Origin of the sequence: Vibrio sp. 10N.247.311.51, assembly GCF_041467855.1 — a bacterium.
Lineage (GTDB): Bacteria > Pseudomonadota > Gammaproteobacteria > Enterobacterales > Vibrionaceae > Vibrio > Vibrio coralliirubri.
In genome coordinates, this window is record NZ_JBFSVK010000017.1 from 68,516 (window position 1) to 91,989 (window position 23,474).

Sequence of the window (23,474 nt, forward strand, 5' to 3'; positions counted from 1 at the left end):
TTAGTCCTCAATGTGTAAACACATTTCAGGACGGGACATAATCAAGATTAAAAGCTACGTAAATACGTGGCTTTTTCTTTTTCAGTAACCTAACCTCTTTGTACTGACTAAACGACTTCGCCGATGATTTTAAAGTCAACAGTGGTCATTTCATTTTTTGTTAGTTCCCATGGCTCGTAGGTTGTATTGTCGTTGACTACGCTTAATCCTGATTTCGTAAATTGCAGGCGCTTCACCATTAGCAGGCCGTCGAAGCGGAACACGTAAATTCCGTCACCTGCAAAATCTTCAATGCGGTTAACCATTATTAGTGCTTGGTTTTTTAGAGTAGGGGTCATGCTGTCGCCACGAACTGGCATTAGGAAGGTGTTGTTTGAGCTAACACCGATTTATTATTACGGAAAATCATTTGAGGGCGGCCGAGTTCCCCCCGAACTCGACCTGTTCCAGACGCGCAAGCAAAGGCGTTTGGTTTCTGGCGTACTCATAAATTAACCAATTTCAGTTTGTTGTGTAAATAATCAATAGCTTGCCAATTGATAGGTAGGTCGTATTTCGCTATGCAAAAGCATAGAAATGAATGATGGCGAGAGTGAGGGCTGAACTCAGGCAAGGAGGCTGGCGTATGAAAGGGAAAGGGCTGACACAATATGAAATTTGGCTTTCTAGTTGATAATATCGTTAAATTTAAATTTTTAGGGATTTATAACTAGCTAGTGGAGTGTGCTAGTTTTAAGAGTTGGTCATCTTTTATTCTGGTGTTATACACTGCTTTTTATTTCTCTATTGGATTTAGTGTCTGAATTATTAAATCTGACGGGATAAATGATTGTTTAATGTTGATTTGGCAAGATCTTCAAGTATCCTTTATGTAAATAAAACGTTAAATATCGAAAGTTAATTAACAATCATTAAGGAGTCGATGATGTTACATGCTCACGAAAATACCCTACATATTACCCACCTCAGTAACCATGCGGTTGAGGAGTTGTCACCATCATTCTCTAAGCTACCAAGCACAGAGCATGCGGATGGCCAGTTCCGATTGAGAAGGTACTCAGTGGTTGAATTCAGTAATGGACAAGTCGTTGAGCTAGACAAACATAACTTTGTTCAGTCTGAAGACATTAATCACTTTCAAGGTGACGTTGTTCGTCAGTTTGAGCCGATTGAAGCACAAATCCTAAGCAGTGAAGGCATGCAAGAGATGTGTGAACTGTTTATTGAAACCAACGGGCTTGAAGACGGACAAGAAATCGAAATCCATCAAATCCGCATTGCCGCTATTTTTGAAGAAACTCAGGTTGCCCCAGAAGGTGTTCACCAAGATGGTTTTGACCACATCGCGATCATTGGTGTTACTCGTCACAACATCGTTGGTGGTGAAGTGATGCTGTATCAAGATAGCCACGAAGCACCATTCTTTAGAAAAGTGTTAGGCGATGGCGAAGTGGCAATGCTTGCTGACAGTAAGCTTTGGCACAATGCACAACCGATTCGTACCATAGACCACGGCGAGATGGGCTACATGGATGTGTTTGTATTAACGGCTAAGGATGCGCGCAATGTCCTTCACTCTTAATGATGTGCGCCAACAGTTTAGCGCGTTAGGCCAATATCATAATGGCAAGCCAGTCACTTTCTTTGATGGTCCGGGTGGATCTCAGGTGCCTGAGAATGTTTTAGCATCAATGACCGAATACCTAGGGCATTTCAATTCAAACCTAGGTGGGCACTATTTTTCTAGCCAAAAGACCACAAGTTTAATGCAGCAAGCGCGAGAAGCGGCGCAAGCACTGCTTAATGCTGAGTCTTCTGGCAACGTTGTGTTCGGTGCGAACATGACTTCGCTGACCTTCCAACTGAGCCGAGCGATCAGCCGCGATTGGAAAGAGGGCGATGAAGTTATTGTCACTGCGTTAGACCATTACTCGAATGTATCAAGCTGGCAGCAAGCCGCAGACGACAAAGGCGCGATTGTTCGTCAAGTTCGTGTAGATGAGTCGGATTGCAGCCTAGACATGGCACACTTTGAGTCTCTGTTAAATGAGAAGACCAAGCTTGTTGCGGTGACGTTTGCTTCGAACACCACAGGTTCGATTGTCGATATGGCGAAAGTTATCGAGCTTGCACATCAGCACGGTGCGCAGGTTTATGTGGATGCTGTGCATTATGCTCCTCATCACTTGATCGATGTTCAACAACTGAATTGCGATTTCTTAGCGTGCTCGGCTTATAAGTTCTTCGGCCCGCATGTGGGCATTGCTTACATTGCGCCTCAATGGCTGCATACGTTAAAGCCATACAAAGTAGAACCTGCCACTAACATTGGCCCAGGCCGTTTTGAGACAGGAACACAAAGCTTCGAAGGCCTAGCGGGTGTGATTGCAGCGGTTGATTACTTGGCACAGTTTGGTGAGCCAACAGATTCACTGCGTTCTCGTTTAGAGCAAAGCTACGCGCTTTATAACAAGCATGAAAGCCAGCTGAGTGAGTACTTCCTAAAACGGTTGGGTGATCTGGAAGGTGCAAAACTCTACGGTAAGACGGAGTTTGACTCGAATTTAAGAACGCCAACGTTTGCGATTACCTTTGAAAACCATTCTCCAGAGTTCATCGCCAAGAAGTTGGGTGAACATAATATCTGTGTGTGGAATGGTCACTTCTACGCATTAGGGCTGGTGAAGCAGTTGGGTATTGAAGAGCAGGGCGTGGTGCGTATTGGTTGTATGCATTACAACTCGATTGAAGAGATCGACTTGTTGTTCAATGTGCTTGAAGGGATCTTGCGAAGTAATTAGCAAGAAGTCACTAGCACTTAATAGCGACAGAATTAGAAAAGAGCATACTTCTCTCATGAATATTGAGGTGTAAGTATGCTCTTTTTGTTTGATTGAGCTTGTTTGTTCAACGGCAGTTATTCTATTAAGCTATTGATTTAAATAAGCGATTCATTTAACTAAGAAAGTTGTTTAACCAGAGATGCACCTACAGCGTGTGCGCTAGTCGGGTTCTGGCCTGTAATCACTCGCTCATCAACAATCACAAGCTCTTGCCAAGGTTGAACCTTGTTGAAACGCGCAGCGCTGCGAGCAAGAGACTCTTCCAGTAGGAACGGAATGTCGTTGATGGTGCCAAAGTCGATTTCTTCTTCGCGAGTAAAGCCAGTCACCGATTTAGAGCTTAGTAGCTTCTCGCCGTTGCTTAAAACAATCGGAAGCAGCGCCGCAGGGCCGTGACATACTGATGCAATCACACCGCCATCTTCATAATGCTTAGCCGCAATAGCAGCGAATTGCTCGTTGGTTGCTAGGTCTGAAAGCAAACCGAAACCACCTGGGTAGAAGATAGCATCGTAGCTTTCTGCATTAATTTGGTTTACAGGAATCGTATTGTTGATGCGGTTCTGGAAATCATCATCAGCCAAGATCTCAGCGTTTACTGAATCCCCTTCAATATCGGTCCCATACAACGGGCCTTTGCCACCCTTGATAGACGCGATGTCGTACTCAAAACCCGCAGCCAAGATCTCTTTCAAAGCATGAGTCAGTTCAGGCGCGTAAGTACCGTTCGCTTGATCTGTGTCGCCTAGTGTTGCGTGGTTAGTTACAGGTATTAGTATTTTTTTCATGATTCGTCCCTTAGAGCACGTTTGTTTGGTTTCAGCGTCGTTGTTTAGTCATCCGCGTTTTTAAGACAGACATCAGTGTTTCTAATAGAGATGCCGCTGTTTCGTTACCTGCAATACTAGTAGTAAACCATTTGAGTGATAATATACGAATAGGCAAAACATTATTGCTATATAGCAATAGTAAGATGTGAATTAGTCGAATGTGAATTCGTTAGACGTTAACAGGTGAAGTATGGATAGCTTTGAAGGGATTAATGAGTTTGTTGCGGTAGCCGAATGTCACGGATTTTCTGCAGCAGCAAAACAACTGGGTTGCAGTACCAGTCATGTAAGCCGCCAAGTTTCAAGGTTAGAAGAGAGAGTGGGTGTGGCACTGCTTGCTCGCTCTACACGAATCGTGAGCCTGACCGAATCGGGTCATACCTATTATCAGCAGTGTAGAGATTTGGTCATTGGGCTTCAGCAAGCGAACGAGCAAGTGACTTCTCAGCAGACTCAGCTTAGCGGTACTTTGCGTGTGAGTGCGGCAGGAGCCTTTGCAGAAAATCATGTCGCAGCGGCGCTGATGGAGTTTGCTAAAGATCATCCTGAGCTCACCATAGAAATGAATTTCAATACCAAGATGGTTAACTTCATCGAAGATGGCATCGATTTCGCGATTCGTTATGGTCGATTGGACGATTCAGGATTGGTGGCAAGAAAGCTCGTCGATCGCCCGATGGCGGCAGCAGCCAGTAAAGACTACATAGAGCAATTTGGTACGCCGACTCATCCAGAGCAGTTAAAAATGCACAGCTGTATTATCGCCAACAGTGATCAGTGGCTATTTGAGAAAGAGGGCAAGCCGTTAAATGCAGTTCGAGTACATGGGCGCTGGCGCAGCAACAATTCGAGTGCAGTACTGAAAGCATGTGAAGAGGGGCTTGGTGTTGTCTACCTACCCAAAAGCAGCTTCAATGGCGGTCTTAGTAATGGAAAACTGGTCCCGGTGCTTGAAGAGTATTGGGGAGCGGGAACCAGCAGTTGGGTCGTCTATCAAAACCGTCGTTTTTTACCCCAGAGAGCAAGATTGGCGATCGACTTCTTAGTCGCTTATTTTTCGGATTGGAATGAGTAACCGACGAGGTCTTAAGCGAACAGCCAACATGCTAGAAGTGAATAATGAACGGAATTGAAAAGAGTCGTGATTAGCGCTAGCTACCTACTTTAAGGTCGAAAACAGAAAAGCTAATTCTTACATAGATATACGTTATCTTTTTTTGTTTTTTGACGCGCGTAATAGGAATGAGAGACTTGTCTACTTTTGATAACTGGTGTTAGCGATTGAATTGTAGAGAAGCCCGCAACAGTACGATATACTAGATACCATATTAATGTCCCTAACGCGTGATAGATTCTGTGGAAGCGTTGGCAGGATGTGTTGTTATGCTCCAGTTTATGAAGTGTAGCTAGAGTGCGGAGTTGGCAATGTCTTCAATAAATTTCGAATCCACGTACAGTGTAATAACTATTCAAGATATGAATGTAGTGAGTGTTGACGCTAACTATGCTCGCATCTATGGATACCCATCGCCCGAAGAACTACTTTCTAATATCGATAGCTTTCTAGATCTAATCTCAGAAGATTATCATGTTCTCGCCTATCAAAATTACCTTGAAACGGTCAGTGGTCAACGCGACCCTCAGGTTCACACCTATACCAATGTTGATCGTAATGGCAGAGAGTTCACCGTGTTTTCTATCGACCATGTGACGGAGTGGCAGGGAAGACCTGCACTGCAAGTCACGGTGATCGATCTTTCCCCTGCGATTCAGCTGCAAAATGCGGTGCGTGAGCAAGATAAGATGTATCACGACATGATCATGCAATCTGGGCAGGGCATCTTGGTTCACCGAGATTTCAAGCCGCTGATGGTTAATCAATCTTGGGTCAACATGCAAGGCGCTGCTTCTATCGAGCAAGTATTAGAGTTGGACTCTATCCTTGAACTGGTACCAAAACAGAATGCCGATGGCATCAGCAAGCACTATCACGCGATCGTGTCGGGTGAGTTGTCAGGCACGAGTACCGTGGTTGAAAACATTGGCTTTGACGGCGTTCATCGGTTCTTCAATATTTACGACAATGCGATTACTTGGAAAGGTCAGCCAGCCGTTCAGGTTGTACTCGAAGATGTGACGCAAAAGGTGATGTTGGAAAAGCAGTTGGTTCACCAAGCGAACTACGATGAAATGACCGACTTACTTAACCGCAGAGCGATTTATGAGTGGTTGAGAGAGCACATGTCATCTAACAACTACCTTGTGTGTATGCTGCTAGATATCGATGATTTTAAGTCGATTAATGACACTTACGGTCATATGGTTGGTGATGAGGTCATTTGTGCTTTGGCTAATATTACCAAGCGCAATGCCGAGAAAGTCGGTGGGGTCGCAGGCCGTTGGGGTGGTGAAGAGTTCATTATATTTATCCCAAATGCGTCTCTTGAAACAGCACACGAGGTGTCAGAAGGGGTTCGCCAACAGTTCCATCAAGTCGAGTTCAAAATCGATGAACAGATTCGATTTAATTCGAGTGTCAGTATCGGAATCAGTGATAGTCGAGCCTGTGAAGACGGTGTCACAATTGATGCACTCGTGAATTTAACCGATCAGTCTCTCTATCGCGCGAAAGCCAAAGGTAAGAATTGTGTAGACGGAGATGTGGTTGCGCTTTAACGCTTATAACCATTATCCAATGGCGAATAGAATCGATAGCGAAAAATGCCCTCAAGTCATCACTTGAGGGCATTTTAGTTTTTGGCTATTCACTAAACGCTTCTCACTATAAGAAACGCCTCTAACTATAAGAAACGTTTAAGTTCTACAAGTTATGCAGACACTTCCACTTCGTAAGAACCAAATTTACGGATGTTAATCACACCAGTATCTAGGATTAGGTATTGGCCTTTAATGCCTTGAAGTACGCCTGTCACTTCAGGGTTCTTATCAAAGTTGTGCGATACAATCTTCACTGGATGTTGATCAACTGGGTAGCTCAGTGAAGTGATGTTTTCGCTCAGAATCTCGATTGCATCGTCACCAAACTTCGCTCTGATCTCTTGGATTTTATCCTCAACCAATGGCAACAGTTCTTTGGCTTTTTCTACCAACTCCATGTCGTCGCCGTCGCCTTTTAGCAGCGTGCGCCAGTTGGTTTTGTCAGCAATGTGCTTTGCTAATTCAACTTCGATCAGGCCAGAAATCTGACGTGTTTTTACCTTCAATATAGGCAAACCTTGAGTCGCGCCTTGGTCAATCCAACGGGTAGGGATTTGAGTATGACGAGTGATACCTACTTTTAGGCTTGATGTGTTCGATAGGTAAACGAAGTGATCAACCATGCAGTTCTCTTCGCCCCATTGAGGCTCACGACAAGTGCCTTCATCGTAATGGCACATCTCTGGTTTCATGATGCACATGTCGCAGCTTGCTAGCTTTTTCATGCACACAAAGCAGTGGCCTTGAGAGTAGCTTTTCTTAGTTTTCTTACCACACGAACAACAAAAAATATTGCCGGTATGGGTGAGGTTGATGGTTTTACCAATCAGAGGGTTTAGCTCTACAAACTCTTCACCTACAGGTAAACGGTAAGTAACCGCACCATCAAGGGAAGCACTCATTTTCTTGAGTGTTCCTTTTGCTAATAAAGACATGACATTACTCGTTGTATTTTGATTATTATTTCGTCCACTCGCTCGCCTTGTGAACAGGCGATACTGTTAACGATGATTTGCGATGAGTATAACAAATAGAGTCTGCATTTATACGCAATATTGCTCGATTATTGCGATGGATAATTGATGAGCAAACACTCGCTCAAAATTATGGTATGACATTTTGTTCAGGCGTGATATAACGTTTTTTAGTAAATTATTGGCATTAAGATCACTAATTTACCTAACTTATTTTCTATCGTGAAATCCCAACTATAGGGACCTTAAGCCGGAAGCTTAGACGTGAAGTGGATCCATAAAATAGTCATCTTTTTAGTTATCACGACGCTGGCGATTGTCCAGTATTACCGTGTGAGCGGAAATCGTGTGATAACGGCAATTACCCCTGATAAATATGAATTTATCGCGACCAGCGATCAAGTTGATAGGGGAGTCAGTACCTCCCAATTATCCTACGAAAATGGGCAGTATATTCTCGAGTGTGAACTTAAAGAGTCGGAATATCCTTGGCCTTATTGCGGCCTATCGATTCGTATCAACCGAGACATTACCGAAGGTCTTGATCTTTCCCAGTACCACACCTTTAGAGTGAACGTTGATTATCATGCGGAAGCTGACTCTAGCGGCCGTTTGAGAACCTATCTACGTAACTACAATCCTGCTTATTCGGTGCCTGATAACGAGTACACACATAAGTACAACGGGATGGAGTTTTCTCCAGGAATCGATGGTGGTGTGATTGAGATTCCGATCAAAAACCTGCAAGTGATGACATGGTGGCTGGCTGATAACGATATTGCGTTAGAGCATTCGGCCCCTGAGTTTTCGAATGTGAATATGGTTGAGTTTGCTACTGCGTCTGGGGCGAAACTCGGTCACCACAGAATCGTCATTCGCAGTATTGAGTTCGAAGGTTCGTATATCACCGCAGAAAGCTTGTTCATGATCCTACTGTTTGTGTGGGTGGGCACGGGCACCGTATTCTTGCTGTCAGAGTTAAACCGCTCAAGAAAACGTATGGTGATCGCAGAGAAAAGACATCACCACTTAAAGAACGTCAATCGCGCACTGAGAGAACAGAATTTTGAATTTTCAGAGATGGCCCATCGTGATGAGTTAACCGGAATACTAAACCGACACGCGATTCGTGATTGGTTGAAAATGCAGTCACAACACGTGAAGCAAGGACATGGCAAGCTGGGTATGTTGTATCTCGATATCGACTACTTCAAGAGCGTGAATGACAAGTACGGGCACCAAATGGGTGACCATATTCTACGTGAGTTCAGCATGGTGGTGGGCAGCTCGATCAGCGCTACCGACAAGTTGGTGAGATGGGGTGGTGAAGAGTTCATTGTTTTTTGCCCTGAGACTGATCTTGGCGAAGCACAAAGAAAGGCCGAGAAAATTCGACTTTTAGTCAGCCAGCACCTTTGGGTTCATGGCGATCCACTCACATGCAGTATTGGTGTTGCCGAGATGAAGCAAGAGCGAGTGACAGAGACTATTGCTCGCGCTGATGAAGCTTTATATCAAGCAAAGCATTCAGGTCGAAATCAGGTGATCTTGAGTCACTAATCTGAAAATTGTCTTGATTAGTTTATAAGCCACACGTGCATATGTGACGTGTGGCGTTTTTATGGCAGCTCGATGAGTTTACCCTCTAGAGCCTTTGTTGGTTTGCTTGGATAACGTATAAAAAATGATCTCACTGTTCTTTAAATGTCTGCTGGGTGCCGCGGCGGTTTTGTTGATTGCACTATTGTCGAAGAGTAAGAGTTTTTACATCTCTGGTTTAGTGCCGCTGTTTCCGACCTTTGCTCTGATTGCTCACTACATTGTTGGTACGGAACAAACCATGGTCGAGTTGCGCACCATAGCGTTGTTTGGACTGTTTTCGCTTGTGCCGTACGCCGCTTATCTTGGCGCAGTGTACGTGTTCAGTTATCGCTATAACTTGGTATCGACGCTCTCGTTAGCGACCTTAGTGTGGGTGTTGTGTGCTTCGATGTTGCTGCTAGGTTGGACGCGTTTAGTACCAAGCGCAATTTAATGCTGTTGTTCTGAAGTGCGATGAGTTGTTTATTTTAGCCAATAGCCAATAGCCAATAGCCAATAGCCAATAGCCAATAGCCAAAAACAAAAACAAAAACAAAAAAGGTGGCGCGGGGCCACCAAAAGGGAAAAGCGTTTGTTATTTTTATGTGCCCGTTCAGTGCTTGCTTACGCTGAACGGGCATTTTTGTATTGGTTGAACCGGGGGAAGTTCAACCAGTTTAGGGGGAGCATTCCTGTAAGCATGCGCTTATAGGACGTTAGTGTTTACCAGAAGATCCAAGCGAACAGAGTCAGAACTAGGATACAAACTAGGTTCAACACCATACCGATTCGCATCATCTCTTTCTGCTTGATGTGACCCGAGCCAAATACAATTGCGTTAGGTGGTGTCGCTACTGGCAGCATGAAGGCACAAGATGCAGCAACCGCAATCAGTGCAGACAAGATTACCGGAGACATACCCAGCGCTTCAGCAATAGTTGCAAATACAGGGACAAGCAATGCCGCACTCGCTGTGTTACTCGCAAATTCCGTTAGGAATACCACGAACGCTACCACGGCTAGAATCGTAAGCAGTACGCCAGCTGTTTCTAAAAATCCGCTTAGTGAGTGTGCTAGGAATACGCTGGTTCCTGTCGCTTTCAGAATGTTACTTAAACAGATACCACCACCGAACAGGATAAGAACACCCCAGTCCGTTGTCTTCTCAACGTCTTTCCATTCCACCGCTCTAGAAGCGCCAAGCAGTACAATTGCGCCAATCGCTACCAAGCTATCAAATTTAGAGAATCCGCCAATCATTGCGTTGATTGGTTTGCCGAATATCCAAAGCGTTACTGTTAAAAGGAAGATAGACAGTGTGATTTTCTTGCTGTTTGTCCACTCAACAGGTGCATGGTCTAGCTCGAACTTGTGGTCAAGCTTTGGTTTAGTCATCACGTAAAGAATAATCATCGCGATTGGCAGTAAGATCATTGAGATAGGTAGGCCAAGTGCCATCCACTCTGTGAAACTCAAGCCAACTTCTGCTGCTGCAATTGCGTTTGGTGGGCTACCAACCAAGGTTGCGATACCACCGATTGAAGCACAGTAAGCGATACCCAGTAGCACGAACACGTAGGTGTTGCGGTCTTCACTTTGGTCAACCTTGTTCATGATGCCAAGAACAAGAGGAAGCATCATTGCTGTGGTGGCTGTGTTTGAGATCCACATCGATAGACCTGCACTCACACCGAACAACATGCACACAGCGACCGACATTCTGCCTTTTGCTATCAGCAGTACTTTGTCAGCAATTGCTTTGTCTAGCTCTTGCTTGTTCAGTGCGGCTGCCAATGCAAAACCACCCATGAATAAGAAGATGATCGGGTTTGAAAAGTTAGCCAGCGCTGCGGGCGTGTTGAATACACCAAACAAGACAGCCAATAGGGGAACGAGCAAAGCGGTGATGCTGACGTGAATAGCTTCTGTTAACCATAGAATGGCAACGAACACGAGAATACTTAAACCTGTATTCACTTGCGCTTCGAATGGCAGGGTATTGAGCAAAACTGCAAATAGCGTGAAATTACCAATTAATATCATGCTGTTGCGGGTAAACAACCAGTGTTTCAGTGTAGTAACAAGTGCCGTCATAAGACGCTCCTTTTGTTTATCCTCGTTGTATTGGTGCACGACTTCATTGAGTTGTGCTTATTATTTTCGAGGTATATAGCTTGATGTAGGGTCAGACTTTGTTGGAAGAATGTTACTCAAGTTAATAAAGGAGTGTTGGTGTGTTTTTGCTTAACAATGGGGAAGTGTGAGGCAACAAATTCAAAATGTGTAGTTTTCTACACATCGGTCTCTGCTGGATCTGCAATCGGGCTTGTTGCAGGGTCTACAACAGGGTTTACAGTGGGGTCAGTGATAGGGTTTGGAATCGGAAATGATTCCGGTTTTGGACTCGGTTGAATCGGCTCTTTAGGTCCAAGGAACTTTGGCGTTGTCCCCATAATATACAGATCAAGGAATGCTTTGGTGCGCGCAAACACTTCACGCAAACGTATTGAGCTTCCCGAGTGATGAGTTGGTCCTGAAACGGCCAAACACTGCGCGTGAATATCGTAAGAATTGGCGATGAATAGCGCTCTTTCACAGTGGAACTTCTGGGTGATGATCAGAAAGTTATCGGTATCGAATATCTTTTTGGCGCGAACAATCGAGTCTAAGGTTCTGAAACCTGCGTAATCTAGATTGATGCGTTCTTCGGGGACGCCCGCTTTTAACAAGTCGCGTTTCATCGTCCACGGCTCATTGTAAGAGCGGTGAGCGTTATCGCCGCTCAGTAGAAATTGGTCCACTTTTTCACGATCGAACAGCTCAATCGCGGCTTCGATTCGGTGCTTATAATAGTCGTTGAGTGTTCGACCCAAATATTTGCTCGTGCCAAGCACAACGGCGACCTCAAGCTCGGGTACTTCATCTATATCGTAGATGATGCGATCTTCCGCTTGCCATGAAACCCAATAATCGATCGCAATAACCGCAGCGCTGCCTACTAAGAACACGAGGAAAGCGCCAAACAGAAAACCTTGCAGTTTTTTGTAAGCTTTTTTTATGTAGCTACGGATAATGTGAGAATCAAATTTCACTCTCGGTATGGTCCTTTCACTGAGCATTAATTTTTGAGTGCTCGATAATACCAAATAAAAATGAGAAAAATCAGTTAAAAAGACAAGACAGTGTAAAGAAAAAAGCCCCTGCAATTGCAGAGGCTCTTAGAAGAGGAGTTAACGCTCTTTATTTAGAATGCCGTGCGCTTGTAGCGACGGTAAACTGGCTGCCAGAAGTGCTGGTCAATTGCTTGTTGCAGTGCATCTTCAGTGATCTCTAGAGCAACGCCCTGTTCAATCGCCTTTTTACCTACAGCAAGAGCAATCTTCTTAGATACCGTGTGGATCTCTTCCAATGGTGGAAGTAGAGCGCCTGTGCCATTGATTGCTAGTGGAGAACACGTTGCAAGTGCACGGCTTGATTCCATTAGCATTTCGTCAGTGATGCGTGAAGCATTCACAGCCAATACACCAAGGCCAATACCTGGGAAGATGTAGCTGTTGTTACACTGAGCGATTGGGTAAGTTGTTCCGTTGTGAACGACTGGCTCAAATGGACTACCTGTCGCAACAAGTGCTTGGCCATCAGTCCAACGAATAATGTCGTTTGGCGTTGCTTCAACACGGCTTGTTGGGTTCGACAGTGGGAACACGATAGGGCGTTCACAGTGTAGGTTCATCTCTTTGATGACTTCTTTGCTGAATAGACCTGGAGCACCAGATACACCAACCAATACGGTTGGTTTCGCGTGGCGAACAACGTCTAGTAGAGAGAAACCAGTGCCGTCGCTTTCCCAGTCTTTGGTGTTTTCGTTGGTTTGAACCAGACGCTGTTGGAAATCAAGCAGGTTTTGCATGCCTTCTTGTAGCAGACCCCAACGGTCAACCATGTAAACTTGAGAGCGAGCTTGTGCATCGCTGATACCTTCAGACACCATTTGAGCAATGATCGCTTCAGCAATACCACAACCTGCAGAACCCGCACCTAAGAAGGTAATACGCTGATCTGACAGTTTGCTGTTTGCTGCTTTACATGCTGCAAGTAGAGAACCAACCGTTACGGCTGCTGTGCCTTGGATGTCATCGTTGAAACAACAGATGCGATCTTTGTAGCGCTCAAGCAGTGGCATTGCGTTCTTTTGTGCGAAATCTTCGAACTGAACTAATGCATCAGGCCAACGGCGTTGAACTGCTTGGATGAACTCTTCAACGAATGCATCGTAGTCAGCACCCGTAATACGAGGGTGACGCCAGCCCATGTACATTGGGTCAGCAAGACGTTGAGGGTTGTTAGTACCCACATCGAGCACGATTGGTAGCATGTAAGCTGGGCTGATACCGCCACAAGCTGTGTAAAGTGCTAGCTTACCAATTGGAATACCCATACCACCGATGCCTTGGTCTCCCAAACCAAGAATACGCTCACCATCCGTAACCACGATAACTTTAACGTTGTGGTTTGTCGCATTATTCAGTAGGTCATCGATACGATCGCGGTTTGGGTATGAGATAAACAGACCACGGCCACGACGGTAAATATTTGAGAAGTTCTCACATGCTGCGCCAACTGTTGGCGTGTAAATGATAGGCATCATTTCAGAGATGTGGTTTTGAACTAAACGATAAAAAAGCGTTTCATTAGTGTCTTGGATGTTACGAAGGTAGATATGCTTATCCATATCACTTTCGAAGTTACAATATTGTTTGTATGCACGTCCTACTTGCTCTTGGATTGTTTCGGTTGTTTCCGGTAACAAACCTTCAAGGTTGAAAGAACTGCGCTCTTCAGCAGAGAATGCGCTGCCTTTGTTTAGAAGAGGTGTACTTAGTAGAGCAGGACCAGCATAAGGGATATATAGAGGGCGTTTATCGTTGTTCATTGGATGCCTAATATGGGAGAAAGGGTAACTGAAAAATGATAACGGTTTAGTTATTCAATTGTAAATAGTTTCTCCGCGATCTGAGCAAACAAAATGATATTCTTACCTCTGTCCCACACTTATCGAATTTCAACACGATAATTCGTTATACTTTGCTCACACTTTTTCGCGACTCGCCATTTTATGCCATTACTTCCCATCGATGCTTATCAAAACGTATTCCACGAACAAATCGTTAATTCTCACCTTGTCGTAGAGGCGGAAACCGGATCGGGTAAATCAACGCGCCTGCCACTTTGGGCCTCTCAACATGGGCGAGTTTTAGTGGTGGAGCCAAGACGCATCGCGTGTACATCACTGGCTAAATATCTCGCGCAGCAATCAGGCGAGAAGTTGGGTAGCAAAGTGGGCTATGCGATTAAGCTTGAGTCGGAATACAACGAGCAAACTAACGTTGTTTTTGTGACGCCCGGTATCGCGCTGCGTTGGTTATCAGAAGATGGACTCGCTAGTTTTGATGTGATCGTGGTGGATGAATTTCACGAGAGGCGCTGGGACATTGATCTGCTGGTGGCGATTCTGAAACAAAAAGCGAGTCATCGTTTGGTGATCACTTCAGCAACCATTGAGGGTGAGCGCCTTGCTCAGTATTTGGATGCCAATCGAATAAGCTGTGAAGGGCGAACTTATCAAGTTGAGATTGCAAACCGAGCGAACGAATCCAGAACACTGCCTGATAGTCGACATCTAGAGCAGCGCATTGCGGAGGAAGTGAATCGTCAGTTGATCGCTTCTTCTGGCGATATGTTGGTTTTTCTGCCGGGTAAAAAAGAGATCGTGCAATGCGAACAAGCCTTAGCGAAAAATCCAGATATCCAAGTCGTTAAATTGCATGCGTCAGTCGGTGATAAAGAGCGAGATCTAGCGTTATCGGGTCGGAATATCAATACTGAAAGTAATGGCCAGAGAAAGGTCATCCTTGCGACCAACGTTGCAGAAACCTCATTAACCATTCCTGACATTGGCGTGGTGATAGATTCCGGATTAGAGAGACGCACCGTTCAGCGTAATGGCAGAACCACACTGATGCTTAAATCCATATCAAGAGCGAGTGCCAAACAGCGAGCTGGCCGCGCGGGTAGGGTAATGGACGGCGTTTGCGTGCGTCTATATGGTGAGCATGCGGCGTTAGAGTTAGTCACACCGCCTGAATTGCAGCGTGAAGAACTGACCGAGCCTATGTTGGCCGCGGCATGTTGTGGTGCTTCGCTTGAGAGCTTGCCCTTCCTCGATCCTATTCCAGAGAAATCACTAAACAGTGCAACTCAAACCTTGCTGACGATGGAAGCGATTAACTCCGACCACAAAATTACCGAGCATGGCAAAAAGCTGTATCCGTTGCCGATTGATGCTTTGTATGCCGATATTGTTACTCGAATCAAAACCAAAGCATTAAAAGAGGCGATGGTCGATCTCACTGCGGCGTTGTCCGTTCCTGCTCGCTTGTATCAGTTACCAAACAATGCAGAACATCTTGAAGCGCTCGCGCAACAAGAGAAGGAAGGGTGTGATTTAAGCCTGTTGATTCAGATTGTGCGTGGTCGCGAATATCCGCATTTAGACATCGACCAACAGGCACTGAATGAAGCACAAGGACTGGCTAAGCAAATGCGGGAGGTATTTGAACTTCCTCAACTAGAAGTCGCGTCACGTTTCCAACGCATTGAACTGCTCAAGACTATTGTGAATCTGCATCCTGAACTGGTGTTTGTGCGCCGACTTAAAAGGAAAGAAGCCTTCGCTAATGGAGTGTTAGAGGTGGTACTTGGTCGTCAGAACCGTTTCCCAGACAATGCACAAGCGATGTTGGTGCTGGATACTCACAGCTTGCCGGGAAGAGGTGTTAAGCAGACACTAACCTTAGCGACAGTCACGGCACCCATTCCTCTTGAGCTTATCATTGATGCTGAACTAGGAGAGTGGGAGCAAGGCGAAACAGTAGTAAATGACGATGGCGTTTTTACCGAGATGGCGTTGGTGTACGCAGCCCGTACGATTACGACCAAGCTCGTCGCGGCTGAAGGGCAACTATCCTTAAAGCCTATCGTCGACCTCGTGTTAAATGGAGACCAACTTCCCGGTTTTGCAAAGGCTCGCACTCAAGAAATCAAACACTGGCAGCTGTATGTGAAACTTGGTCTCGATGAACAAACTCAATACACACCAGAAATTGAGAACATTAACTTTGAGCTATGGTTTACAGAGCAGCTTGAAGTGTTGGGTGTTACTGATGTCAGCGAGTTGGAAATGTTCGACCATGCAGACATACCGTTCGATGGCATTCCAACTTGGCTCTATTCAGAGTTTTCGGAAAAATACCCGTTTGCATTGAGCCTTGCCGACTTGCAACTCGATGTCGAATACTTGCCCGCAAAAAAGCTGATTTACGTCCATTATCAGTCGGGTAGCCGAAAGTTATCGCCAAAACGTTGGGAGCTACCGACATGGTCTGGTTGGCGTATTCAGTACAAAAAAGCGAGCCGAATAATTGATATCAAATAGATGGATAAGTTTTATCTCTAAAATATTAATCAAATAGGTGCATATATGATTTTTCAGTGCTTATTTTGTTACAAGTTTGATTTTTATATGCCTTTTTAACCAATCAAAAGGTCATAAAAGACTATTCTTCTATATCCTATTGCTATAAAGAAAGAGTTGATAGATATTGAGTATATTGTGTTGCCAAAGTGTCGGGGGACATCATGGATAAACAGGAAGAGACGCGTGTAGAGTTCGATTACACAACATTTCTTGGCGCCTCATGCAGTAAAAAATGGACTTTTCTGGAAGCACTCACCACAATTGCGCCAGTGTTCAGTACCGTCTGGCGAGATAGCATTAAAGAGCTAGCAAGCCCTGAAGATCGTTTATGGCAGATGGCATTGAAATCAATGTCGACGCGTAAAAGTGATGAGTCGAATATTGTGACCTTACTCAAGCTCGCGAAGCTGGAAGGGATCAATGAGCTCAAAGTGGTGATGCCATATTCTCTTGAAGAAGAGCAGATCGAGTATATTGAATCGCGCAGTCATTTAGTGATTGCGGGTAATTCTGGAGAAGAGTTCACGATTAGGCTGTAACTTCAGTTCGCCTATAATCTCTCTCAGGAATAGTAAAACGCACACGTAAAAAGGGCCTCAAATATTGAGGCCCTTTTAGTATCTGAAACTTGTGTCTACGAGCTTATTAGCTTTCTAGCTTTCTAGCTTTTTACTTTGAGATAAAGAAGCAATTAAGCGACTAGTCGATTAGACCATAGTCAGCGCGCAGTACATCGATGATCTCTTGCTTAGGATTTTCGCTCAGTACGATCTCCGCACCTGTGATTTTCGCTGCGATATCAAGGTAAGTACGAGACAAAGACATTAGCGAATCCAGTGGAAGTTCATTGTCACGAGCTAGTGCTTCACGCTCTGGCATACGTTCTTTGTTCAAAAGAATGTCGGCATCAGGGAAGTAGTTAAGCAAGAACTGACGGAAGCCTTCTTTTGAATTCTCAACGATGTTGCCGCTGTTGTATTCCTGAGTATCCCAAATGCGAGATGAATCTGGAGTACCGACTTCGTCCATGTAGATAAGCTTTTCTTTGCCTTGAGCATCGTTGACGTAGCCAAACTCAAATTTGGTATCAACAAAGGTTTGGTCTACTTTTGCTAGCGCTTGGCTGATTACGTTGAAGCCTTCTTTAAGAAGTTTTTCGTAATGCGCGATGTCGCTTGCTTGAGTAAAGTTGAATGCTGCAAAGTTATCTTCGATGTTGTTACGAGTGATGTTTACATCGTCAGCTTCTGGAACGCCAGGAATACCTTTCAGAATTCCTTTTGTTGAAGGCGTGATCAGTAGCTCAGGCAACTTCTTGTCTTTCTCAAGGCCTTCAGGCATCTCGATACCACAGAACTCACGTTCGCCGTTTGCGTATGCACGCCACATTGAACCTGTGATGTATTGACGACAAATCGCTTCGATCATGACTGGGCGAGCTTTTTGTACAATCCATACGAACGGGTGAGGGATATCAAGAATATGACTGTCAGCAAGTCCGTTGTCTTTAAACAATTTGAACCAGTGGTTAGAGATAGCATTCAGAGCCGCTCCCTTACCTGGAACACCTTTAAGATTTCCTTCACCACGCCAGATACAATCAAATGCAGAGATACGGTCACTGATCACCATGATTGCTAAAGGCGCATCTGGTGCTACATCGTAGCCTTTCTCTTTAATTAGTCGTTGGCTATCTTCTTCAGTTAACCAGTAGACCGAACGAACCTTGCCACTATGGACAGGTTTATCAGTACGGATTGGTAGGTCATCATTTACGGCAAGAACTTGATCAGCAAGGCTCATTTAGACATTCCTATCTTTTATCAAACGTCATACAGAGAAGTGCGGTGTGCACATGATTAGACGGGCATTATACCCAATCTACTATTTGCTTCCAGAGAAAAAGCAAACGATTGCTAAATCTATTGTTTAAATAAAAACCCCCGCCTAACAATCCGCTAAAAAATTGGCGAATTGTAGGGCAGGGGAAGGCAGTATGTTTGGACTGTGTTTTGGCGAATTGTTTGTTAAGTTAACTTTGTTAGCTAAAAGATTAAGCTATGTTTGTGGACCATGTTTTTGAGCCAAAATGTTATTAAGCCAACATGTTATTAAGCAAGGTGGCTTAGTGAATACGCTCTGAATTCGCATCCATAAAGAAGACTTCACATTGAAAGCGTAACCCTAATGTTCTTAGGTACTGTTGACTGAACTGATCAATCGATGCACTTGCAACAATCGCACTCGCATTCTTAGAACGGATGGCTTTCTCGACAGTCTCTACTTCGGTCATTTGATGAGAGGCTTTCATGTGAATAACACGGTCGCAGCAAACATTATGTTGCTTAAGCTGTTTAGCCGATGGTCTTGGTGTTTGAGCCGTAAACAGTAACCACTGATGTTGATTGGACAGCAACGCCATTCTTGCAAACAACGCTTCCTCGTTTGAATTTTTGCTTTTACGAGAAACTGATGTAAATGCGCAGTGAACTAGCGGGCTAGAGTGTTGTGCTTTAACGTGTGCTTGAATCATTTTGCTGTCCTTATATACATGCTGTATGTGTATACAGTAGTTTTAGTTGCTTATAAGATCAAGCGTTTTTTGCGGGATTATTGGACGATTTCGTTTGGAATTATGGATGAAAAACAATTAAACCATTGAAATCGTTCGATAAATTAAATTTGAATGAATTTGCTGTTTTGTCTCATAAGTTGAAAAAATGTGAGCTTTATACAGGTGTATACAGTGGTTTTGACAGAAAAGTACTGTATACACCTGTATAGAAGAGAGAAGAGAGAAGAGAGAAGAGAGAAGAGAGAAGAGAGAAGAGAGAAGATCTAAAATCGCAGGCACAAAAAAAGCGCCTTAGGCGCTTTCTTATATTTCACGGTGTTGCTTATCTCAATGTCGCTTGGGAGAGTTTTGCTCTCATTTCCATTTCACCAATATTGAACTGGCGAACATCAATGGTTGCAATATCATTGCACTCTTTACATGCATGATGACACTTACCATCTAGGTAGTCGTGCTTTTTAACTAGGCTTGGCTTTTTGCACCAATCACAAACGCCTTCTATTGTGAACATATTCTCTCCTCACCTGTTTAAGTCAGGTGTATTTTCGGCGCAAATTATGACACAAGTAAGACCTATTAGTTAATAGTTTGTTACCCGTTTTTGAGAGGGGGATCGATTGCAACACCAATAAAATCGATATCTTTGAGATCTTGAAAAATGAAGATGTGTGTTTGTTTACGATTTTGTAACATTTTGTAAAATGGTTTTTAGCGCATTGTTCAAACGTTTCATTTCTTCGTCACATCCGTGACCATCTGGATGGTAGATCTTTGATAGCTGTTTGTATCGGATCTTGATGCTTTTTTGGTCAGGGATTGAGCTAGGTGTGTAGCCAAATAGCGCGCAAGCCACTTGCAAATTACTTAGACCTTTGCTGTTTTTCTGCTTCTTCAACTCGTGAAACATAGTGTGCAGCTGACGTTTTTGCTGCTTAATCGTCAGGTCCTTCGAGCTAAGCTGCGCTTCCAGTGATTGTTGTTGCTGTCGTGAATCACCCGACTCTAGAGCTTGTCTTTTTCTTGAGATAACGAGAGTCGCAATAATGCTGATAATTGAAATCAACACCGCCAAGGCTGTGCCAATCAGATAGTCAGAGCTAGTTAGGTTAGAACTGGAGAGGTTAGAGCGTGATGCTTGGTTAGATTGTACGTGCTGAGATAACCCCTGACTGGTGTCTATTTCAGAGTCGATGCTGTCATCGAGCTGTTCAATTGAAGAGATCTGTTTTGCACGTTGCTGGTTGAATTGCGCTTCTAGAACACGGTTGTAGCCATCTTCTGCATTCGGGTTGTTTTTTAAGGCTGCTTCATACCATAGCTGCGCTTTATCTAATGGTTGAAGGAGCTCCTTATCAAGTGAGGTTTCGTAGAGCTTTGCGACCTGGATAGGCGCGCGCTGGTTACCTTGCAACGCTGCTTTAATAAACCACTCCAAAGCAAGCTTGTTACTTTGTTCAACACCTTTTCCTGCCAAGTGCCATTCACCCAGTCTAAATTGCGCGTTTGGGTTGCCGTTTTCTGCCGACTGCGTGTACCAATACAATGCATCACTGGTGCTAACAGGAACGTCGATACCCGATTCATAAGCTTGAGCTAACTGGTATTGAGAAACTGGATCTTGAGGTTGTGATTCTAGTGAAAATTCATCACTGCTTGCTGCGTGCACGAAACGTGTGGTGGACAGCTGTATCGTGGAAAAGATGAGGGCTAGAAATAGAGCTCTAAGAAGTGATGATGACAGAATGTTGGATAGGATCAGCAAAAGATAAGTCTCGTAAAAAGCCCAGAATCGATATGTCAGTATGAATACGCTTTATGGTTGTTGGTTATTATTATCACGTTAAATGAGTAACATAACTGATAAACAACTATATAGAGGTTAATTCAATAGATAAAGATGGACTGGGCTTTAATCGTGCTACTTAAGCGGCAAGATTTGAATTTCTACGCGACGGTTACAAGCACGACCTTGAGAGGTGTTGTTGTCACATAGAGGGTAACGCTCACCGTTACCACGAGCAATGGCACGACCTGCAGCAACGTCTTGAGAGATCAAGAATGCACGAACAGATTCAGCACGACGCTCAGAAAGGATTTGGTTTGTCGATTCGCTGCCAGTGCTGTCAGTGTGACCTTCAATCACTAGGCTAGTGTCTGGGTATTCAACGAGGATACGAGCAACGCCGCGAAGTGTGTTGTGAATGCTTGATTCTAAAGCGTAAGAGCCAGAATCAAAACCGATGCCGTTTTCTAGGCGAAGTAGAAGTTGGTTTTCGCCGACACGTTCAACTTGAACGCCTGAATTCATTAGCTCTTCACGAAGGGCAGCTTCTTGTCGATCAAAGTAGTAACCAATACCACCACCAACAGCCGCACCACCTGCTGCACCGATAAGTGCACGTTTACCACGGTCTTTAGAGTCACCAGTTGCAGCACCAGCAACGGCACCAGCGAGTGCACCAATTAGAGCGCCTTGAGTTGCAGAGTTAGTCTCAGATTCGCCAGTTGTCGCGTTTTGGCGTTGAGTTGCCTGACAACCCGTTAAAGCGATAGTAAGCGCTAGGGCTAGTGTGATTTTTTTCAACGTATTTTCTCCATCATGTACTTCTGTCAAACGAATGAATCCGAGTGACAAACATAGTCCTGTAAATCTTATTGATGGTTTTTATCAATACGTCGAAGTAATGTAAAGTGGCTCTATGATTTAGTTATCTTTTTAGCTGCCTGGGTACCGCCAACTGGTCGATTAACAGACAATTTACGACCTTTCTTCAAACCAACTTCATAATCGGCGGTGAGGTTTTTCATCGCTTCTCTCAGTTGCTGCTTGAACGTTTCACGGTCGATATTTTTGAATTCTTTATCAATGTAGTTATTGATCTTGTTGTTTGATTCGTCGTCTGGGGTAATGGTTGGTAGCTTTTCAAGCGCACCTTCAACCCAGCCTGAAACAAACGAGTTCACGCGGCGTGTCACTTCTAATGACCCTGTGCCAGAGCCAGCAAAGCTATTTCTGAATTGGCCGGTGTGTTCATTCAGTTCACGATAAATGATATCGAAAGCGAAGGCTGCGAAGATCGCGCGGTCGGCTTCACCAATGAACTCAACACGCTTGAGGCCTTTGTGATTCAGCAAGACTGCTTCTACGCCAAATTTGGTGTTGATACCGCGAATAACACGCAGCAGTGTAGAACTGATATTTGCAGGTAACAGGTGACTGGACTGAGTTTTCCCCATCTTGATAAATTCAATATCGTCTTTTTCGAGACCATATTTCAGCATCAAGTTATGCGCCATTTTTATCGCATTGGCAGCTTCATTGACGTTCGCAGAATTTCCAAGCTCAAGACACTTGGCAATTTTCTTTAGGGCTTTTTTCTTATCCATCGACAATTTAATCAGTACCGCAAATTTTTAAAAGTCCAACATTTTACATGTTTTCGCGGGTAACAGAAAGGCAAAACTGGTTTGATGAACAAGTGAGGTGGTGAACATTGAACTGCATGAGCCCAGTTGGCGACAAAAACAAAAACGCCATCAAGCGTATTGATGGCGTTAGTGACACGATTTTCCTGATTAACTAGAGTATTAGTAATCTAGATACCCAGTTCATCGAGTAGATCTGCTGCAGAATCATTGCCTGAGCTTTGAACTGGCTTGTTCGCTTCTTGCATTTTTTTCTGAGTCGCCTCAAGAATGCTATCTGGACATTCGTCTTCTGCGATTTCAAATTCTTCCAATTGAATGAATTCGGTCTTATCCATCGCAAGCTCAAGGTAGAAAATGTTGTTATTAGCGGTAGAGAAGGTCACACGACGAGCTTGTGGACGATCGAGATTAGTATCAACAGAAAGGTTAACTTGCTTGTTCAGAGCCAGCATTTTCGGTTGGTTTTGTGTGATGTTGGTTTGCAGCTCTTTGCGGATTTTATTAGTGAAATCGCCAACCAATTGGTTCATCAGCTCACCTAATACATCGCCCACTTCGTCTGAAGTATGAAGCACAGCGAGCTCGTTTTCAGGCATGCCCATATTGCGCATGTAATTGGTGTAGATCTCTAGCGCTGCTTTGGACGTAAAATTGATAACAACAAGACCAGAAAAGCCGCCGTCAAACAGAACGAAGCAACCAAAATCTGGCTTTAGGCTTGTCTTGTTGATCTTTTGAACCATGGCTGAATAGGACACCTGAGAAGCCGTCGCTGAAGTCAGTACGCTTGAGACTGATTGGCATAGTTTAAGAAGGATATCTTCAGTTGTGACTGTTTTGTTTTTTTTCATTGTGATGTGCTCGTGGAGATGTCTTAAACAAAATGTTATTCAGTATATTGCTACTGAATTAAGACGAAAGTGACTATTTCTCCATTCTTGCACTGAGATTCTGATTTGATCACCTTTTTATATGATCTTAATAGTA

General features: G+C 44.2%; 20 protein-coding genes and 1 pseudogene. 8 read left to right on the forward strand and 13 right to left on the reverse strand.

Annotated elements, in window-relative coordinates:
• Positions 1 to 107: 107 nt before the first annotated feature.
• Positions 108 to 389 (reverse strand): annotated as a pseudogene (locus AB6E85_RS15840) (helix-turn-helix transcriptional regulator); the annotation flags it as partial.
• Positions 390 to 925: 536 nt separating this feature from the next.
• Between AB6E85_RS15840 and AB6E85_RS15845 the strand changes: the two are divergent.
• Together AB6E85_RS15845 and AB6E85_RS15850 are read left to right on the forward strand one after the other, a co-directional pair.
• Positions 926 to 1,582: a 2OG-Fe dioxygenase family protein gene (locus tag AB6E85_RS15845; RefSeq protein WP_372143212.1), complete on the forward strand. Its 657-nt coding sequence runs from the start codon at positions 926 to 928 to the stop codon at positions 1,580 to 1,582.
• A complete protein-coding gene (locus tag AB6E85_RS15850) occupies positions 1,566 to 2,801 on the forward strand; it encodes a cysteine desulfurase-like protein (protein WP_372143189.1) in 1,236 nt (411 codons plus the stop codon). Before AB6E85_RS15845 ends, AB6E85_RS15850 begins: the two co-directional genes overlap by 17 nt.
• Positions 2,802 to 2,959: 158 nt before the next feature.
• Here the strand turns inward: AB6E85_RS15850 and AB6E85_RS15855 are convergent, their stop codons facing one another.
• Positions 2,960 to 3,631, reverse strand: a complete 672-nt coding sequence (locus tag AB6E85_RS15855; RefSeq protein ID WP_372143190.1) for a type 1 glutamine amidotransferase domain-containing protein — start codon at positions 3,629 to 3,631, stop codon at positions 2,960 to 2,962.
• Positions 3,632 to 3,863: 232 nt separating this feature from the next.
• On the opposite strand from AB6E85_RS15855, the gene AB6E85_RS15860 reads away from it, so the two are divergent.
• Together AB6E85_RS15860 and AB6E85_RS15865 are read left to right on the forward strand one after the other, a co-directional pair.
• Positions 3,864 to 4,748, forward strand: coding sequence for a LysR family transcriptional regulator (locus tag AB6E85_RS15860; RefSeq protein WP_372143191.1), 885 nt, complete (start codon positions 3,864 to 3,866; stop codon positions 4,746 to 4,748).
• 350 nt (positions 4,749 to 5,098) lie between these two features.
• Positions 5,099 to 6,349: a diguanylate cyclase gene (locus AB6E85_RS15865; RefSeq protein WP_372143192.1), complete on the forward strand. Its 1,251-nt coding sequence runs from the start codon at positions 5,099 to 5,101 to the stop codon at positions 6,347 to 6,349.
• Positions 6,350 to 6,501: 152 nt separating this feature from the next.
• On the opposite strand, the gene AB6E85_RS15870 is transcribed toward AB6E85_RS15865, so the two are convergent.
• Positions 6,502 to 7,326, reverse strand: coding sequence for a DUF2797 domain-containing protein (locus tag AB6E85_RS15870; protein ID WP_372143193.1), 825 nt, complete (start codon positions 7,324 to 7,326; stop codon positions 6,502 to 6,504).
• A 303-nt stretch (positions 7,327 to 7,629) separates the two neighbouring features.
• Between AB6E85_RS15870 and AB6E85_RS15875 the strand changes: the two genes are divergently transcribed.
• Positions 7,630 to 8,925, forward strand: coding sequence for a GGDEF domain-containing protein (locus AB6E85_RS15875; protein WP_372143194.1), 1,296 nt, complete (start codon positions 7,630 to 7,632; stop codon positions 8,923 to 8,925).
• Positions 8,926 to 9,049: 124 nt separating this feature from the next.
• Positions 9,050 to 9,400: a GlpM family protein gene (locus AB6E85_RS15880; RefSeq protein WP_372143195.1), complete on the forward strand. Its 351-nt coding sequence runs from the start codon at positions 9,050 to 9,052 to the stop codon at positions 9,398 to 9,400.
• Between the two features lie 269 nt (positions 9,401 to 9,669).
• On the opposite strand, the gene AB6E85_RS15885 is transcribed toward AB6E85_RS15880, so the two are convergent.
• The 3 genes from AB6E85_RS15885 to AB6E85_RS15895 all read right to left on the reverse strand — a co-directional run bounded on the left by AB6E85_RS15885 (position 9,670) and on the right by AB6E85_RS15895 (position 13,879).
• On the reverse strand, positions 9,670 to 11,040 hold the full coding sequence (locus AB6E85_RS15885; protein ID WP_372143196.1) for a DASS family sodium-coupled anion symporter: 1,371 nt from the start codon (positions 11,038 to 11,040) through the stop codon (positions 9,670 to 9,672).
• A 197-nt stretch (positions 11,041 to 11,237) separates the two neighbouring features.
• Positions 11,238 to 12,038, reverse strand: a complete 801-nt coding sequence (locus AB6E85_RS15890) for an ElyC/SanA/YdcF family protein (protein ID WP_333012174.1) — start codon at positions 12,036 to 12,038, stop codon at positions 11,238 to 11,240.
• A 152-nt stretch (positions 12,039 to 12,190) separates the two neighbouring features.
• The gene (locus AB6E85_RS15895; RefSeq protein ID WP_048613210.1) at positions 12,191 to 13,879 is read right to left on the reverse strand and encodes an NAD-dependent malic enzyme; all 1,689 of its coding nucleotides are present in this window, start codon (positions 13,877 to 13,879) and stop codon (positions 12,191 to 12,193) included.
• A gap of 183 nt (positions 13,880 to 14,062) precedes the next feature.
• Between AB6E85_RS15895 and AB6E85_RS15900 the strand changes: the two genes are divergently transcribed.
• Entirely contained in the window at positions 14,063 to 16,441 is a 2,379-nt protein-coding gene (locus AB6E85_RS15900) for a helicase-related protein (RefSeq protein ID WP_372143197.1), read from the forward strand.
• 203 nt (positions 16,442 to 16,644) lie between these two features.
• The gene (locus AB6E85_RS15905; protein ID WP_019821854.1) at positions 16,645 to 17,022 is read left to right on the forward strand and encodes a hypothetical protein; all 378 of its coding nucleotides are present in this window, start codon (positions 16,645 to 16,647) and stop codon (positions 17,020 to 17,022) included.
• Between the two features lie 160 nt (positions 17,023 to 17,182).
• Here AB6E85_RS15905 and AB6E85_RS15910 read toward each other — a convergent pair whose 3' ends face one another.
• The 7 genes from AB6E85_RS15910 to AB6E85_RS15940 form a co-directional block, all read right to left on the reverse strand.
• Complete coding sequence (locus tag AB6E85_RS15910) at positions 17,183 to 18,286, reverse strand: phosphoribosylaminoimidazolesuccinocarboxamide synthase (RefSeq protein WP_333008566.1); 1,104 nt, start codon at positions 18,284 to 18,286, stop codon at positions 17,183 to 17,185.
• A 322-nt stretch (positions 18,287 to 18,608) separates the two neighbouring features.
• Positions 18,609 to 19,016 (reverse strand): SulA-like leucine-rich domain-containing protein, encoded by a 408-nt coding sequence (locus AB6E85_RS15915; RefSeq protein WP_017055178.1) that lies wholly within the window; start codon positions 19,014 to 19,016, stop codon positions 18,609 to 18,611.
• Positions 19,017 to 19,380: 364 nt separating this feature from the next.
• Positions 19,381 to 19,569, reverse strand: coding sequence for a hypothetical protein (locus tag AB6E85_RS15920; protein WP_004733419.1), 189 nt, complete (start codon positions 19,567 to 19,569; stop codon positions 19,381 to 19,383).
• A gap of 165 nt (positions 19,570 to 19,734) precedes the next feature.
• The gene (locus AB6E85_RS15925) at positions 19,735 to 20,820 is read right to left on the reverse strand and encodes a hypothetical protein (RefSeq protein ID WP_372143198.1); all 1,086 of its coding nucleotides are present in this window, start codon (positions 20,818 to 20,820) and stop codon (positions 19,735 to 19,737) included.
• Between the two features lie 156 nt (positions 20,821 to 20,976).
• Positions 20,977 to 21,642 carry an OmpA family protein gene (locus AB6E85_RS15930; RefSeq protein ID WP_048607125.1) on the reverse strand — a complete coding sequence of 222 codons (666 nt, stop codon included), beginning with the start codon at positions 21,640 to 21,642 and terminating at the stop codon, positions 20,977 to 20,979.
• A gap of 113 nt (positions 21,643 to 21,755) precedes the next feature.
• Positions 21,756 to 22,445, reverse strand: a complete 690-nt coding sequence (locus AB6E85_RS15935; RefSeq protein WP_017059769.1) for a DUF2786 domain-containing protein — start codon at positions 22,443 to 22,445, stop codon at positions 21,756 to 21,758.
• A 209-nt stretch (positions 22,446 to 22,654) separates the two neighbouring features.
• Positions 22,655 to 23,338 (reverse strand): DUF3334 family protein, encoded by a 684-nt coding sequence (locus AB6E85_RS15940; protein ID WP_050635104.1) that lies wholly within the window; start codon positions 23,336 to 23,338, stop codon positions 22,655 to 22,657.
• Between the last annotated feature and the right edge of the window lie 136 nt (positions 23,339 to 23,474).